Source organism: Pseudonocardia sp. (genome assembly GCF_025965585.1).
Taxonomy (GTDB): domain Bacteria; phylum Actinomycetota; class Actinomycetes; order Mycobacteriales; family Pseudonocardiaceae; genus Pseudonocardia.
Genome location: NZ_JAOPWR010000250.1, coordinates 1 through 15,722, shown reverse-complemented (window position 1 = coordinate 15,722; position 15,722 = coordinate 1). Strand labels below are relative to the sequence as shown.

The 15,722-nt window shown below is 74.3% G+C and carries 16 protein-coding genes; 3 read left to right on the top strand and 13 right to left on the bottom strand.

Features of this window, described 5'->3' with window-relative positions; genetic code table 11:
• Positions 1 to 57 precede the first annotated feature (57 nt).
• On the top strand, positions 58 to 1,002 hold the full coding sequence (locus JWR81_RS16225; RefSeq protein WP_297652671.1) for a DUF4097 family beta strand repeat-containing protein: 945 nt from the start codon (positions 58 to 60) through the stop codon (positions 1,000 to 1,002).
• Between the two features lie 137 nt (positions 1,003 to 1,139).
• Here the strand turns inward: JWR81_RS16225 and JWR81_RS16220 are convergent, their stop codons facing one another.
• Both JWR81_RS16220 and JWR81_RS16215 read right to left on the bottom strand, forming a co-directional pair.
• The gene (locus JWR81_RS16220) at positions 1,140 to 2,360 is read right to left on the bottom strand and encodes a crosslink repair DNA glycosylase YcaQ family protein (RefSeq protein ID WP_297652674.1); all 1,221 of its coding nucleotides are present in this window, start codon (positions 2,358 to 2,360) and stop codon (positions 1,140 to 1,142) included.
• A gap of 5 nt (positions 2,361 to 2,365) precedes the next feature.
• Positions 2,366 to 3,307: an EamA family transporter gene (locus JWR81_RS16215; protein ID WP_297652668.1), complete on the bottom strand. Its 942-nt coding sequence runs from the start codon at positions 3,305 to 3,307 to the stop codon at positions 2,366 to 2,368.
• A 78-nt stretch (positions 3,308 to 3,385) separates the two neighbouring features.
• On the opposite strand from JWR81_RS16215, the gene JWR81_RS16210 reads away from it, so the two are divergent.
• A complete protein-coding gene (locus JWR81_RS16210) occupies positions 3,386 to 3,937 on the top strand; it encodes a GNAT family N-acetyltransferase (protein WP_297652666.1) in 552 nt (183 codons plus the stop codon).
• 26 nt (positions 3,938 to 3,963) lie between these two features.
• Here the strand turns inward: JWR81_RS16210 and dapB are convergent, their stop codons facing one another.
• From dapB to JWR81_RS16160, 10 genes are all read right to left on the bottom strand, one after another.
• A complete protein-coding gene (dapB, locus tag JWR81_RS16205) occupies positions 3,964 to 4,707 on the bottom strand; it encodes a 4-hydroxy-tetrahydrodipicolinate reductase (protein ID WP_297652662.1) in 744 nt (247 codons plus the stop codon).
• 23 nt (positions 4,708 to 4,730) lie between these two features.
• Positions 4,731 to 5,210: a DUF456 domain-containing protein gene (locus JWR81_RS16200; protein ID WP_297652659.1), complete on the bottom strand. Its 480-nt coding sequence runs from the start codon at positions 5,208 to 5,210 to the stop codon at positions 4,731 to 4,733.
• Positions 5,211 to 5,464: 254 nt separating this feature from the next.
• Positions 5,465 to 6,802 (bottom strand): pitrilysin family protein, encoded by a 1,338-nt coding sequence (locus JWR81_RS16195; RefSeq protein WP_297652656.1) that lies wholly within the window; start codon positions 6,800 to 6,802, stop codon positions 5,465 to 5,467.
• Positions 6,799 to 9,078 (bottom strand): polyribonucleotide nucleotidyltransferase, encoded by a 2,280-nt coding sequence (locus JWR81_RS16190; RefSeq protein ID WP_297652653.1) that lies wholly within the window; start codon positions 9,076 to 9,078, stop codon positions 6,799 to 6,801. The genes JWR81_RS16195 and JWR81_RS16190 overlap by 4 nt, the downstream gene beginning before the upstream one ends.
• A 206-nt stretch (positions 9,079 to 9,284) precedes the next feature.
• Complete coding sequence (gene rpsO / locus JWR81_RS16185; protein WP_297652650.1) at positions 9,285 to 9,554, bottom strand: 30S ribosomal protein S15; 270 nt, start codon at positions 9,552 to 9,554, stop codon at positions 9,285 to 9,287.
• Between the two features lie 207 nt (positions 9,555 to 9,761).
• Positions 9,762 to 10,259 (bottom strand): 2'-5' RNA ligase family protein, encoded by a 498-nt coding sequence (locus JWR81_RS16180; RefSeq protein ID WP_297652648.1) that lies wholly within the window; start codon positions 10,257 to 10,259, stop codon positions 9,762 to 9,764.
• Position 10,260: 1 nt separating this feature from the next.
• Entirely contained in the window at positions 10,261 to 10,767 is a 507-nt protein-coding gene (locus tag JWR81_RS16175; RefSeq protein WP_297652645.1) for an XRE family transcriptional regulator, read from the bottom strand.
• 58 nt (positions 10,768 to 10,825) lie between these two features.
• Positions 10,826 to 11,752, bottom strand: a complete 927-nt coding sequence (locus JWR81_RS16170; protein ID WP_297652642.1) for a bifunctional riboflavin kinase/FAD synthetase — start codon at positions 11,750 to 11,752, stop codon at positions 10,826 to 10,828.
• Positions 11,753 to 11,823: 71 nt separating this feature from the next.
• Positions 11,824 to 12,738, bottom strand: coding sequence for a tRNA pseudouridine(55) synthase TruB (gene truB, locus JWR81_RS16165; protein ID WP_297652638.1), 915 nt, complete (start codon positions 12,736 to 12,738; stop codon positions 11,824 to 11,826).
• Positions 12,739 to 12,799: 61 nt separating this feature from the next.
• Positions 12,800 to 13,471: a DUF5995 family protein gene (locus JWR81_RS16160; RefSeq protein WP_297652635.1), complete on the bottom strand. Its 672-nt coding sequence runs from the start codon at positions 13,469 to 13,471 to the stop codon at positions 12,800 to 12,802.
• 244 nt (positions 13,472 to 13,715) lie between these two features.
• On the opposite strand from JWR81_RS16160, the gene JWR81_RS16155 reads away from it, so the two are divergent.
• Positions 13,716 to 14,303: a sigma-70 family RNA polymerase sigma factor gene (locus JWR81_RS16155; RefSeq protein WP_297652632.1), complete on the top strand. Its 588-nt coding sequence runs from the start codon at positions 13,716 to 13,718 to the stop codon at positions 14,301 to 14,303.
• A gap of 2 nt (positions 14,304 to 14,305) precedes the next feature.
• Here JWR81_RS16155 and JWR81_RS16150 read toward each other — a convergent pair.
• The coding region (locus JWR81_RS16150; RefSeq protein WP_297652629.1) for a LuxR family transcriptional regulator at positions 14,306 to 15,722 on the bottom strand (1,417 nt) is incomplete at its 5' end.

Here is a 15,722-nt window from a genome sequence, read left to right as displayed (position 1 = left end):
CCGCGGGCCGGGGAAGGGCGGCTCCGACGGCCGCCGGATCCAGGGATGGGTGCAGGGATGAACGACATGATCGACTTCTCCAAGGACGACTCCCCCGCCGGCGACGCGCCCGTGCGGCGCGAGTCCTGGCCGGTGAAGGGATCGGCCGAGCTGGAGCTGTCGGTGGACGTGGGCACCCTGGTGGTGGACCTCGGCGACGCGGGAACCGAGGAGGTCACCGTCGAGGTGCGGCACGACCCGTCGGCCGTCGGCGGCTGGGCGGAGGGCGTGAGCGGGCTGATCAGCTGGCTCGACGGTGCCACCGGCGGGGGCGACGGCGAGGGCCGCGACCTGGCGGCCGAGGCCGTCCGCGCGGCCGAGATCAGCTGGTCCGAGCCGGCCCGCAGGCTCGTGGTGCGGTCCTCGCAGGAGCTGCCGCTGCGGGTGGTGCCGCTGCTCGTCAGGGTCACCGCGCCCGCCGGCTCCCGGGTGGCCGCGCGCACCGGTGCCGGCGACGTCACCATCACCGGGCGCGCCGGCTGGGCCGCCGTGCGCACGGGTTCCGGCCGCGTCACCCTCGACGCGGTGGACGGCGACGCCGACGTCACCACCGGGTCCGGCGACATCGCGCTCGACGCGGTCACCGGCCGCACCCGGGTGCGCACCGGCTCCGGTGCGATCACGCTGGGCGGCGTCACCGGGGCCACCGACATCAAGGCCGGCAGCGGTGACGTCGACCTGGGCGCGGTGTCGGGCGACCTCGGGGTGCGGACCGGCTCGGGTGACCTCCGGATCGCCGATGCCCGCTCCGGCAGCTACGAGCTCACCACGGGCTCGGGCGAGCTGCGGGTGGCCGTGCACCCGGGCGTCCGGGCCCGGGTGGACCTCTCGTCCGGCTCCGGCTCGGCCCGCAGCGACCTCGAGGTGGGGTCCACGGCCCCCGAGCAGGGCGCACCGCTGCAGGTGCGCGGCCGCACCGGCAGCGGCGACGTGCTGGTCACGCGGGCGGCCGTCCCCGCCTGACGCGCAGGACACCGGGCGGGCGCGGCACTCGCCCGCCCGGTAGCGGTCCGGGTCGGACAGCGGCAGCTCCGGCCCGGACCTGCCGCTTCCCCGGCGCCGGTCCCGAGGCGGTGATCATTGGGAGCTCCCACACCTGCTCAGCGCAGGGCCGCCGCCAGCGGGGCGGACAGGTTGCCCCGCTCCCCCGCCACCACACCGTCGAGACCCAGCCAGCCCGCCATCGTGCGCAGCTCGCCGGCGAGCTCGGCCACCACGCGCGGGACGTCGGCCCCCGGCTCGGCGAACGCGCCGGGCACCCGCAGCACGCCGCCGGCACGGTCGGCCTTGAGGTCGACGCGGGCCACGAGCTCGCCGTCGAGCAGGAACGGGAACACGTAGTAGCCGTACTCGCGCTTGGGCTCGGGCACGTAGATCTCGATGCGGTAGCGGAAGCCGAAGATGCGCTCGGTGCGGTCGCGCTCCCAGATCAGGGGGTCGAACGGGCAGAGCAGCGCCCGCCCGATGACCTCCCGGGGCACGCGGGTGCCGGGCAGCCGGTAGGCGCGGTGCCGCCAGCCGCGCACCGCCACCTCCTCGAGCTCACCGCTCTCGACGAGCTCCGCCACGGCCTGCTGGCTGCGGGCGGGGCCGAGGCGGTAGTAGTCGCGCAGGTCGGGCTCGGTGGCCACCCCCAGCGCCGACGCCGAGCGCAGCACCAGCGCCCGCGCGGCCTCGTCGGGATCGGCCGGGTGGGCGGCCAGCACGTCGGGCGGCAGCACGCGCTCGGGCAGGTCGTAGAGCCGCTGGAAGTTGACGCGCGTGCCGGTGGTGAGCTGCCCCGAGCCGAACAGCAGCTCGCACACGCGCTTGACGTCGGAGCGTTCCCACCAGGTGGAGCCCGGCGGCCGCGGCACGCCCGTGCCGCCCAGGGCCTGCTCCAGCGTGCCCGCGCTGGCCGGACCGAGCTCCTTCACCGCGGCCAGCACGTCGTCGACCAGGGTGGGCTCGCGCTCGGCGATCTCCTCGGCGTGACGCCACCACCCGCGGCGCTTGGCGCCGGAGAGCAGCAGGGGCCAGTCGGCCACGGGCAGCAGGCTGGCCTCGTGGGCCCAGTACTCCACGAGCAGCCGCGGCCTGCGCGCCGAGTGGCTCCACGCCGCGTCGTCGACGAGGGCGGCGTCGTACGGGCCGAGGCGGCTGAACAGCGGCATGTAGTGCGCCCGCACGGCGACGTTCACCGAGTCGAGCTGGAGCAGGCGCGTGCGGTCGACCGTGCGCATGAGATGGCGGCGGGTGATCGGCCCGGCCGGGCGGGCGGCGGCGAAGCCCTGCGCGGACAGGGCTGCGCGGCGGGCGGCGGCGGGACCGATCGTCTCCACAGGCGTCACGGCGGGGATGCTGCCATGACACTCTGACCTTTTCGGGGGCGCTCGGCCACGACGACCAGGATCACGGCGACGAGCACGATCGCTGCGCCGAGCAACTGCACCGGCGTGAACCGCTCCCCCACCACCAGCACGCCGAGCAGCACGGCGATCACCGGGTTGACATAGGCGTAGGTGGCGACGGTCGACACCGGCAGCGTCGACAGGGTGAAGGCGTACGCGCTGAACGCCCCGAGTGACACCACCACCGCCATGTACCCCCACGCCCACCACGACACGGTCGTGACGGCCGCGACGTCCAGCCGCTCCCCCACCGCGGTTCCGGTGACCAGCAGGATCGCGCCGCCGGTGAGCATCTGCGCCGCGGCCATCGCGAACGGGTTGGGCGGCACCGGGAGCCGGGTGGTGGCGAACGTTCCGGTGGCCCAGCCCAGGCTGGCCAGCAGCACGAGCCACGGCCCCCACCAGGCGCTGCCCGTGACCCCGCCGGAGCCCGGACCGGCGAGCACGAGCACGAGCAGCCCGACGACACCGACACCGACACCGCCCACGGTCGCGCCGCGCGGCCGGTCGCCCGTGACCGCGCGGAGGATCACGATCCACAGCGGCACCGCGGCGATCAGCAGCGCGGCCAGCCCGGACGCGACCGCCTGCTGCCCGAGCGCGACCAGCCCGTTGCCCCAGGCGGGCAGCAGCAGGCCCGAGAGCGCCGTCGTGCCGAACTGTGCGGCGTTCATCCGGAACGCCCTGCGCCCGGCCACCGCCAGCACGACGACGGCGAGCAGCGTACCGCCGACGAGGAACCGGAACCCACCGGCCAGCAGCGGCGGGACGGTGGTGATGATCAGCCGGTTGGCCAGGTAGGTGGAGCCCCACAGCACGTACACGGCGACGAGCGCCACCCACGGCACGCTGACGGCCGGTCGCTTTCGGACGGTCACCCCCGGACGCTGTCATGGGCGACCACCCGCTGTCGCCCCCGTTCCACGGCGTGGACGTCGACCGGGTATCCATAGCCAATGGCCATCGCCGCGGTCCGTGCCGCCACCCGCACCGACGTCGACGAGATCGTCCGCATCCAGGCCGACACCTGGGCCGCCGCCTACGCCGCGCTGATGCCGGCCACGGCGATCGAGCAGCTGCGCGGACCGGGCGCGCGGGATGCCTGGGCCGGGGCCGTCGCGGCCGGCGCCGGGCACGTCCTGGTGGCCACCGAGGGCGACTGGACCGTCGGCTTCGTCGCCGCGACCCGCGCCTCCGAGGCCGTCCCAACACCCGGCGAGCCAGTGGGACCTGAGGCCTGGGGCGAGATCGGCGCACTGCTCGTCGAGCCGCGGTGGGGGCGCCGCGGCCACGGCGGCCGGCTGCTCGCCACCGCGGCGCACGCGCTCCAGCAGGCCGGGGCGCTCTACGGCCTGGCCTGGATCCCGGAGGCCGACGAGGCGTCCCGCCGGTTCTACACCCGGGCCGGCTGGGCGGCCGACGGCGCCGTCCGCGCCTTCGACACCGGTGACGGCACACTGCGCGAGATCCGCGTGACGGGCGCGCTGGACCTCAAGCTGCAGGACTGAGGCCGAGCAGCGGCCGCGGCCGTGGCCTAGAGGCCGAGCAGCGGTTCCAGGCCGACGGTGAGCCCGGGCCGGTCGAGCACGGCCCGCACGGCCATGAGCACGCCGGGCATGAACGAGGCGCGGTCGATCGAGTCGTGGCGCAGCGTGAGCGTCTCCCCCGCGGTGCCCAGCAGCACCTCCTGGTGGGCCACCAGGCCGGGCATGCGCACCGAGTGCACGTGGATGCCGTCGACCGTGGCGCCGCGCGCCCCGTCGAGCTCGTCGGTGGTCGCGTCCGGCAGCGGGCCCGCACCGGCCTCGGCGCGGGCGGCCGCGATGAGCGACGCCGTGCGCACGGCCGTACCCGACGGGGCGTCGACCTTGCCGGCGTGGTGCATCTCGATGACCTCGACCGAGTCGAAGAACTTCGCCGCCTGCTGCGCGAACTGCATCATCAGCACGGCGCCGATGCCGAAGTTGGGGGCCACGAGCACGTGGCCCGGCGTGGCATCGAGCCAGCCGCGGACGGTGGCGTACTTGGCGTCGTCGAAGCCGCTGGTGCCCACCACCACGGCGATGCCGTGGTCGAGGCCGAAGCGGATGTTGTCCAGCGCCGCCCCGGGGTGCGTGAAGTCGACGACCACCTGCACACCGGCGTCCACCAGCCCGGACGGCGCGTCGCCGACGTCGAGCCGGGCCACCAGCTCGAGATCGTCCGCGCCCTCGACGGCCCGGCACACCTCGGACCCCATGCGCCCCTTCGCGCCCAGCACACCCACCTTGATGCTCACGCGACCAGCCTAATCAGGCCCGGTCATGTCAGGACGAGCCCACCGATCCACACTCCGGCCGCGACGACGCCCGTGACCAGCTCTATGACGATGCTCCAGCCCACCGCGCCCAGCGCTCCGCGCGTCGACTGCCAGGCCAGGGCACCGGTCTTCAGCCGCGCCAGCTCGGCGAGGTAGACGCCGAGCACGAACCCGAGGAACAGCCCGACCACGGGGACGACGAAGAACCCGACGACGCCCAGCACGGCGCCGAGCGCGATCGAGCGGCCGGGCACCCCGGCGTCGCGGAGCTTGCGCCCGGGCACGAGGTACTTCACGACGCTGCCCACGACGATCACCGCGAGCGCGACGCCGAGCACCGACCAGCCGAGGGCGTCCCCTCGCGGGATCGCCCAGACGGCGACGCCTGCGGCGACGAGGACGAGCCCCGGCAGCACGGGGACGACGATGCCCACGAGACCGACGACGATCAGCACAGCCGCGATGAGGATCTCGGGGGTCACGCGCGGATGATGGCACGTCCCCGCACGACATCCGGCGGTACGGCACGAATCGGGCGAGCCCGGGCCCGGATGCGGCGCCACACGACGGCCGCAGCTGATCGAACCCCGGGCCCGACCCACGCGCGTCGTGTCCTCCGCGCGCGCGTGGCTGCGCGCGCCGGGCGGAAACGCGCGCGTGGGCCCTGCCACCGGGCCGATCCAGCGCGTGGCTCCCGTTCACCGCGAACGGGCCGGGAAACCCGTCGCGTGGGCAGTCAGCCGAGGGTGCGGAGCGAGTCCGGGAGGTCGGACTCCTCGTCGTACGGGCCTACCACCGCCGCCGTGAGGGGCTGGGCGAGCAGGTCGCGCGCCAGCTCCGTGACCTGCTCGGGCGTGACCGCCGCGATCCGGTCGAGGCTCTCGGTGATGGTGTGCTGCCGGCCGTGGTCGAGCTCGGAGCGGCCGATGCGGTTCATCCGCGACGGGGTGTCCTCCAGCCCGAGGACGAGCCCCCCGCGCAGGTTGCCCTGCGCCCGCGTCACCTCGGCGGGGGTGAGCCCGCCCGCGGCGACGTCGGCGAGGATGCCGTGGACGACGCTCGCCACCTCGTCGAGGCGTTCCGGCGCGCACCCCGCATAGACCGCGAAGCTGCCCGTATCGGCATAGCCGATCGTCGAGGAGTACACCGAGTACGCCAGCCCACGCTGCTCACGGACCTGCTGGAACAGGCGCGAGCTGGGCCCGCCGCCGAGCGCGGTGTTGAGCACCGACAGCGCGCTGCGCCGGGGGTCGTGCCGCGAGAGACCGGGGACCCCGAGCATGAGGTGCGCCTGCTCGCAGTCCTCGCCCAGCAGCACGAGGCGCGGGCCGTCGTCCAATACGGCCGGTGCGGGTCGCCGGGGCGGTACCGGGGTGACCGCACCCGCACGGGCCGCTGCGGGGCCCAGCGCGGCCACGACCAGCTCGACCACATGCTCATGGCTCAGGTTGCCCGCGGCCGCCACCACCATGCGCGGCGTTGTGTAGAGCCCGCGCCAGAAGTCGTGCAGCGTCTCCCTGGTCATCCCCTTGATCGACTCCTCGGAGCCGACCACCGGGCGCCCGAGCGGGTGCGCCCCGAACAGCGTCTCGTCGAAGAGCTCGCCGAGCAGGTCCTCGGGGTCGTCGTCGCGGATGGCGATCTCCTCGAGCACCACCCCGCGCTCCACCTCGACGTCGGCGGGCGCCAGCGTGGCGTCGGTGACGACGTCGGCGAGCACGCTCATCGCGAGCGGCAGGTCGGTGTCGAGCACCTGCGCGTAGTAGCAGGTGTGCTCCTTCGCCGTGAACGCGTTGAGGTCACCGCCGACGGCGTCGAGGTCCTCCGCGATCGACGCCGCGGTGCGCCGCGAGGTGCCCTTGAACAGCAGGTGCTCGAGGTAGTGCGCGGCGCCTGCCTGCTCGGGGGTCTCGTCCCGGGAGCCGATGGCGATCCAGATGCCGAGCGACACCGAGCTGACGCCCGGCACCGACTCGGTGACCACACGCAGGCCGCCGGGCAGTTCGGTCCTGGAAACGCCGCCGGGGGCAGGAGCCGAAGCCCCCGCCCCCGGCGGCGTGATCAGAGAAGTCAATTCGCGGAGACCTCGACGGGCTCGTCGACCGGAGCCGCACCGTCGGCCGGAGCGTCGCCGTTGCCGTTGCCGTTGGTGGCGGCCTCGCCCTCGACCACCGGGATCAGGCTGATCTTGCCCCGGTTGTCGATGTCGGTGACCTCGACGCGGATCTTGTCGCCCACCTTGACGACGTCCTCGACCTTGGCGATGCGCTTGCCGCTGCCCAGCTTGGAGATGTGCACCAGGCCGTCCTTGCCGGGGACCAGCGAGACGAAGGCACCGAAGGCGGCGGTCTTGACCACCGTGCCCAGGAACCGCTCACCGATCTTCGGCAGCTGCGGGTTGGCGATCGCATTGATCATGCCGATGGCGGCCTCGGCCGACTCGCCGTCCGACGCACCGACGTAGATCGTGCCGTCGTCGTCGATGGAGATGTCGGCACCGGTCTGCTCGGTGATCGAGTTGATCATCTTGCCCTTCGGGCCGATGACCTCGCCGATCTTGTCGACCGGGACCTTCACCGTGACGACGCGAGGAGCGAAGCGGCTCATCTCGTCGGGGCGGTCGATGGCCTCGCCGATCACCTCGAGGATGGTCATCCGGGCGTCCTTGGCCTGGGCCAGCGCGGCCGCGAGGACCTCGGACGGGATGCCGTCGAGCTTGGTGTCGAGCTGCAGCGCCGTGACGAACTCCGGCGTGCCTGCGACCTTGAAGTCCATGTCACCGAACGCGTCCTCCGCACCGAGGATGTCGGTGAGGGCGACGTAGCGGGTGGAGCCGTCGACCTCGTCGGAGACGAGACCCATCGCGATGCCCGCGACCGGCGCCTTCAGCGGCACGCCGGCGTTGTAGAGCGACATCGTCGAGGCGCAGACCGAGCCCATGGACGTCGAGCCGTTGGAACCGAGAGCCTCGGACACCTGGCGGATCGCGTACGGGAACTCCTCGCGCGTGGGCAGCACGGGCAGCAGGGCCCGCTCGGCCAGCGCGCCGTGGCCGATCTCGCGACGCTTCGGCGAACCCACGCGGCCGGTCTCACCGGTCGAGTAGGGCGGGAAGTTGTAGTGGTGGAGGTAGCGCTTGCGCGTCTCCGGGCCGAGCGAGTCGATCTGCTGCTCCATGCGCAGCATGTTCAGCGTGGTGACACCCATGATCTGGGTCTCGCCGCGCTCGAACAGCGCCGAGCCGTGCGCCCGCGGGACGACCTCGACCTCCGCCGAGAGCGGCCGGATGTCGGTGAGACCGCGGCCGTCGATGCGGACCTGGTCGCGCAGGATGCGCTGGCGCACGAGCTTCTTGTTCAGCGCCCGGAACGCGGCGCCGAGCTCCTTCTCGCGACCCTCGAACTTCGGGCCGAGCTGCTCGAGGACGCGCAGCTTGAGCTCGTCGAGCTTGGCCTCGCGCTCCTGCTTCGGGCCGATGGTCAGCGCGGCGGCCAGGTCGTCCGACGCGGCGGCCTCGACGGCCTCGAACACGTCGGGCTGGTAGGCCGGGTACGTCGGGTACTCCCGGACCGGCTTCGCGGCGACGTCGGCCAGCGCCTGCTGGGCCACGCACAGGCTGCGGATGAACGGCTTGGCCGCCTCCAGCCCGGACGCGACGATCTCCTCGGTGGGCGCCTGGGCGCCGGCCGCGACGAGCTCGTTGGTCTCGGTGGTGGCCTCGGCCTCCACCATCATGATCGCGACGTCGTCACCGACGATGCGGCCCGCGACGACCATGTCGAACACGGCGCGCTGCAGGTCCTCGTACTGCGGGAACGCGACCCACTGGCCGTCGATCAGGGCGACGCGGACGCCGCCGATGGGGCCGGAGAACGGCAGGCCCGACAGCTGGGTGGACATCGACGCGGCGTTGATCGCCAGCGCGTCGTAGGGGTCCTGCGGGTCGAGGCTCATGACCGTGACGACGATCTGGATCTCGTTGCGCAGGCCGTCGACGAACGACGGGCGCAGCGGACGGTCGATCAGGCGGCAGGTCAGGATCGCGTCGGTGCTCGGGCGACCCTCGCGGCGGAAGAACGAGCCGGGGATCTTGCCGATCGCGTACATGCGCTCCTCGACGTCCACCGTGAGGGGGAAGAAGTCGAAGTGCTCCTTGGGCTGCTTGGACGCCGTGGTGGCCGACAGCAGCATCGTGTCGTCGTCGAGGTAGGCGACGACGGAACCGGCGGCCTGGCGCGCGAGGCGCCCGGTCTCGAACCGGATGGTACGGGTGCCGAAGCTCCCGTTGTCGATCACGGCAGTGGTTTCGTGAACGTTCTCTGCCAGATCATTCGTGGCGGGATCGGTCATGAAGTGGACATCTCCTCTTTCGAGAGGGAAGGCCACGCCACACCGGGGAGATCCTCGGCTGAGCCGGTCTTCGATCGAAGCCCTCGGGGTTCTCTGATCCCGGGAGCCACTACCGAGGACCGGCGGATCGTCTACCGGAGGCGTGGCGTCGTGGTGGAGTTGTGAATCGGGCCGGACCACCATGAGGCGGCCCGGCCCGGGGCAGATCAGCGGCGGATGCCGAGGCGCTCGATCAGCGACCGGTAGCGCGCGACGTCGACCTCGCGCAGGTACTTCAGCAGCCGGCGGCGCCGGCCGACGAGCAGCAGAAGGCCACGACGGCTGTGGTGGTCGTGCTTGTGCATCTTCAGGTGCTCGGTGAGGTCCACGATACGCTTGGTGAGCAGCGCGATCTGGGCCTCGGGTGAACCGGTGTCGCCCTCGTGGACCCCGTAGGTGTCCAGGATGGTCTTCTTCTCTGCGGCGTCGAGTGCCACGTGATCCTCTTTCGGTTGCCGTGCCGTGAGGCCCGGAACCCCTGACATCGGGGGCGGAAGTCGGTCACGGCCGCCACGGACTGCAGCCGGACCCAGCACACAACGCTACCAGGCACGATCGCCCGACTCGGCGGCTACCCCGTCGGAACGGGCCCACACCGTCAGCGTCCACGGCTCGCCCCGGTGCCCCGGCGGCCCGGGGCTCCCTCAGGCCGGTGCCGCCCGGTGGACCACCCGGTACCGGACCCCGGCGCGGCCCTGCTCGCTCGCCACCAGCAGCACCTCCTCCGGCCGCCACCACGGCCCCCGGTGTGCCGCCCAGGGCGTGGCCGGATCCGCCGCGTCCGGACCGGGCCGGGTGCGCCCGCGCAGCACCGTGACGTGCGCGACGAACCGCGCGACGTCGCCGCCCGCGGCCGCGACCAGGGCGTCCAGCCCCTGGGGGTCGGCCTCCACGCCCGCCCACCGAACCCCGTCGAACGCGCCCGCTCCGGCCAGCCGCAGCCGCGGCACGTGCAGGCCACGGACCTCCCGCTCCAGGCGTGGCCCGAGGACGTCGGGATCGGCCTCCCCGTGGAAGGCCAGCGTGACGTGCCACGTGGACGGGTCGGTCCGCCGCCAGCCGGACGGCGCGGCATCGGGTACGTCGGCCAGCAGCGCGGCCACGGCCTCGGGCGGCGGCCACAGCGCCGTGAACAGCCGCATGTCAGGCCGGGGGCCGGTAGGCAGCCTGGCGCAGCACCTCGGCGAGCTCGGGGAAGCGCTGCCCGAGGGCGACCGCGGCGGCGGCGAGCCGGGCCGGCTCGCTGACACCGCGCAGCGCGTCGACCGCGCTGGGAGCCCGCTGGGCGGGCACCCGGGCCCCCGCCCACTGCCACCGGGCCCGCGCGACATCGGTGAGCAGGGCGTCGACCACACGGGGCGGGGGCGGCGCCTGGACCCCCTGGCAGCGCTGGTCGAGCAGCATCAGCCGGGCGAGCACCGCGGGATCACCGATCTTGACGCGCCGGGCGCTGACGAGCTGGCTGAGCATCGCCGGGCTCAGCCCGAGGGTGCGCGCGAGCCGGGCCTGCGAGACGTCGAGGCACAGCGTGAGGCGCCGCACCCGATCCCCCAGCGGGGCGCCGTAGAGCTCGCGCTGCCGCTCCCGGTTGGCCGCGAGCCTCGCGCCGATCGACCGTCCCGCCCGCACCGCACCGTCCACGTCCGCCATGCCACCGATGCTCGCAGCGCGACCCCGCTCCCCGTGGGCGAACGGGAGAACTCGTGGCTCAGGACCCGAGCAGCCCACGCGTGCGCTCGACATCGAGGCGCATCTGCGCGATGAGGGCGTCGACGCCGTCGTAGCGCTCCTGCCCGCGCAGCCGGTGCTCGAAGTCGACGGCCACGTCGAACCCGTAGAAGTTCTCGTCCGCGTCCAGCACGTAGGCCTCGACGCTCCGCTCCCGGCCGGAGAACGTGGGGTTGGTGCCGACGGAGATGGCGGTGGGCAGCAGCCGGTCGCCGATCGCGAACCGGCCCGCGTAGACGCCGTCCGCGGGGAGGGCGGTGTAGGGCGCGGTGGCGATGTTGGCGGTGGGGAAGCCCAGGTCACGGCCGCGGTGGTCGCCGTGCACCACCACGCCCTCGACGCGGTGCGGACGTCCCAGGGCGGCGGCCGCGGCGGCCACGTCGCCGGCGTCGATGCACGCGCGGATGTAGGTGGAGGAGAACGTGACGCCGTCGTCGCTGATCAGGTCGAGGCCCTCGACGCCGAACCCGAACCGCTGGCCGAACGTGGTCAGCATCGCGACGTCGCCCGCGGCGCGGTGCCCGAACGTGAAGTTGCGGCCCACCACCACGTCCGCGGCGTGCAGCCGCTCCACCAGCACCTCGTGGGCGAACTCCGCGGGCTCCTGGCGGGCGAGCTCGGAGGTGAAGGGCAGCACGCAGAAGGCGTCCACCCCCAGCTCCGCGACGAGGTCGGCACGGCGGCGCAGGCTCGTGAGGCGGGCGGGGTGGGATCCGGGGCGGATCAGCTCGGCGGGGTGCGGGTCGAACGTCACGAGCACCGTGGGCAGCTGCCGCTCCTGGCCACGGCGGACCGCGCAGGAGATCAGCTGCTGGTGTCCCCGGTGCACCCCGTCGAACACGCCGACGGTGACGACGCTGCGTCCCCACCCGGTCGGCACGGCCTCGAGCCCACGCCAGCGCTCCACGGGCAGGAGCCTACGGACGCCGTCCCGAGGCCTGCGAGCCGGTCCGCCCCCACGCGGACCGGCCGGCGGGGTCAGGTGCTCGCGGGGGCCAGGACGACCAGGGGGCGGGCGCGGCGGTCGTCGCCCTCGCCGCGCTCGCTCACCAGGGCCAGCGCGCGGCCGTCGGGGGCGAAGACGCCGTAGGTGCCCGCGATGCCGGCGGTGGGCAGCGGGCGGCCGTGGGAGAGGTCGGTGGCCAGCTCCGCATCGACGTCGCGGCGCGGGAACGCGACGCCCACCGCGTCGTCGAGGGGCAGCGACAGCGCCGGGTCGGCCTCCAGCTGCTCCAGCGTGCGGGCGTGCTCCAGCACGAACGGCCCGACGCGTGTGCGGCGCAGCGCCGTCAGGTGCCCGCCCACCGCCGGACCGTCGACCTGCAGCCGGGCGCCGAGGTCCCTCGCCAACGCCCGGACGTACGTCCCCGACGAGCACTCGACCACCACGTCCAGGTCCAGGAACGCGCCCTCGCGGCGCACGGCGAGCAGGTCGAAGACGGAGACGGTCACCGGCCGCGCCGGGAGCACGACCTCCTCCCCCGCCCGCACGCGCGCGTAGGCGCGCTGCCCGTCCACCTTGATCGCGCTCACCGAGCTCGGGACCTGCTCGATCGCACCGGTCAGGGGGATCATCCCGGCCCGTACCGCGGCCTCGTCGACGCCCGACGCGTCGGCCGTGGTGAGCGTCTCACCCTCGGCGTCGTCGGTGGCGGTGGCCGCCCCGAGGCGGATGGTGGCGGTGTAGGCCTTCGTGTCCAGCGCCAGGTGGCCGAGCAGCTTGGTGCCGCGCCCGACCCCGCAGACCAGCACGCCCGTGGCCATCGGGTCGAGCGTGCCGGCGTGGCCGATCTTGCGGGTACTCAGGATCCGGCGCAGCCGTCCGACGACGTCGTGCGAGGTGAGGCCCTTGGGCTTGTCGACGACGACGAGGCCGGGCGGTGTTTCGGTCACGCGCGGCGATTCTTCCGGACGGGCCGCGACGGGCGAGGGCAGCCCCGGTGCGGCGCCGCGCTCACCCGGCAGGGCCTTCCAACAGCGCCCGGCCCTCCGCGCACGTCCGCCGGTCGGACTCGACGCACTCGGCCTCGGCCTCGGCCGGACGCCCGCGCAGGGTCCAGAGCAGCTCGACCCGGTGCCACGCGTCGCAGCGGCCGAGCCGGAGCGCCAGACCCCGGGCGGCCGCGACGCCGTCGGGATCCCGCTCCCTCTCGGTGCGCGCCGCGTCGCGCACGATTCCGGCCAGCACCGTGGAGATCGTCTCCGTGGCCCGGCGAGCCGACGGTCCGGGGGTGCGGCCCAGCAGCGTCCAGGTGCGGACCACCGCGGGCGCCAGATCCTGGCCGGCCAGGGTGTGCACGCCCACCAGCGTGGTACGAAGCGTGCTCGACGTCCCCGCGCCGCACTGCTCGAACACCATCTGCCACGACCGTGGCACCCCCGCACCGGCAGCGTGGGCGCGGACCGCCCGGAGGTAGCGGCGAGCGAGCTCCGCCGTCACCATGGCGGTCAGGTCGTCGCCGCCGTCGTCGGTGGGTACCGCGGCACAGACCCCGATCAGCAGCCGGTTGACGGGCTCGACGCCCCCGACCGCGGGCTCACCGGTCAGGACCAGGACCGCGCTCTGCAGCGTCGCCGGGTCGGCTGCGGACGGCGCTGCCGGCCTGGCTCGTCCGTCGTCGGTCAACGGTGCTCCTCCTCCTCGAGCGGCTGTTCCCGCATCGCCGGTCGGGCGCCGCACCCCGACGTGACCGGACCGGATGAGAGCCGCGCCCCGGCCTCCCTGATACCGCCCCGGTACCGGACCTCTCCAGATCTAGGGCGCTCGTGCAGGACCCACTAGGGCATTGACCCGACGACCGGAGCCCCCGACCGGTCGACGCTGGTCGACGCAGGTTCCCCGATGACCGGCACTCCCCAAGGAGCACCCCATGACGGTGACGACTCCCTCCCCGATCCCCTCCTCCGGCACCCGCTCGGCCGGCGACAACGCGAGCCTGCTGGACAAGGCTGGATACGGCGACGAGCGGGCCTGGGAGGAGCTCGTGGACCGCTACCGGGGCCTCGTCTCCGCCGTCGTGCGGTCGTTCCGGCTGCAGGACGCCGACGCTCGCGACGCCGAGCAGCGCACGTGGCTGCGGCTGGTGGAGAACCGGGCCACGGTGCGCGATCCCGCGCGACTGGGCGGCTGGCTGGCGACCACCGCGTCCCGGGAGTGCCTGCGCATCCTGCGGGAGTCCCCGGGAGCGGCGTCGATGGAGATCGACCTGCTGCCGGATCGGTCCCCGGCCGTCGAGGACCAGGTGGTCGACGCCGACACGGTCGCCCGGATCCGGCGCATCGTCGCGACGCTCCCGGACCGGGGCCGGACGGTCATGTCCGAGCTGTTCGCCGACGAGCCGCAGGCCTACGCGGACGTCGCACGGGCCACCGGCATCCCGATCGGCAGCCTGGGCCCCACGCGGCGGCGGATCCTGCAGCGCGTGCGCCGCGCCTTGGACGCACCGCTCGGCGTCTGAGGTCAGGACGTCGCGCGGCGAGCATCCGGACGCGCACGGAACAGCACGCTGCTGGCCTGGACGCGGCTGCGCACGCCGAGCTTGGCGTAGATCCGGCCGACGTGCGCACCGACCGTCTTCTCGCTGATGAACAGCCGCTGGGCGACCTCCTTGTTGGTGTGCCCGTCGGCCAGCTCGATCAGCACCTCCAGCTCCCGTGCCGTGAGCGTGGCCAGCTCGTCGACGGGCGCCGGCGACGGCACGGGGACGGCCTCCGGTGCCCGACGAGGGGCGGGCACCGGGGTGTCGAACCGCACGCGAGCACGGTGGGCCAGTTCGGTGATCTCGGCCAGGAAGGGCGTCGCCCCCAGGCGACGGGCGATGCGCTCGGCGCTGACCAGCGCGTCCGTGGCCTCGGCGGAACGGGACCGGAGCGCGAACTGCGCCTCGGCGTGCCGCAGGTGCGCGTAGGCGGCGGGATAGGGCTGGCGACGCATGTCCCACGCCACGGCGATCTCCGCCCAGAGCCGTGGGTCGGAGCGGCTCTCCGCCCGGCCCTGCTCGGCCTCGCACTGCCGGGCGAACAGCACGACGGTGTCCCGCACCGCCGGTGCCGAGGTGGCCGCCTGCTCCTTGAGCGCATCCACGTGACGGGCCAGCCGCGCGTCGAGCCCGGTCTCGCGCCGTCCCACGCCGAGCCGGGTCAGCTCGGCCCGCGCCCGGGCCCCATGCCACAGCAGCGGAGCGACCAGCCAGACGTCGTCGGACCCGTCCTCGACGACGTCCAGCCCGGCCTCGACGTGGTCGAGGGCGAGATCGGGCCGCCCCCGCCACATCGCGAGCCCTGCGCGCAAGGTGAGCATCGGGACGCGGTAGCGGGGCCCCGTGCTGGCCGCCGCCAGGGCGGCCACGGCCTCCAGGTCGTCCTCGGCTGCGTCGAAGCGCGCGCGACCGGTGTCCAGACGGGCACGGGCCAGGCGCAGCTCGAGTGCCTCGGCGCCGGTCGGCTGCAGGTCCCAGGCCTCGGCGACGAGGGCCTCGGCCTCGTCCCAGCGTCCGGCACGGAACAGGCCGTTGGCCCCCACCGCCAGCAGCCCCGCCCCGACGCTGCGGGCCAGCCCCAGCTCCTGGATCCGCACCGCGCCCCTGCGGGCGGCGTCGATGCCGCGGTCCAGCTCGTTCACCGGCCCGCAGAGCAGCTCGGCCAGGCTCCGGTACGCCCGTCCGATCTCGACGGGGTCCGCCGCGCGCTCCGCGGCCTCCAGCGAGGCGACGAGCGCGCGCTCCCCCGCCGCCGTGTCCTCGAGGTAGGCGAGGCTGAACCCCAGCGTGGCGAGCGCCCGCGCCTCCTCGACCACGAGCCCGGCGTCGCGCGCGAGGGCCAGCGCGCCCTCGGCGGCGGCGCGGGCCGCGGCGAAGTCACCCGCGCTCCAGAGCGCC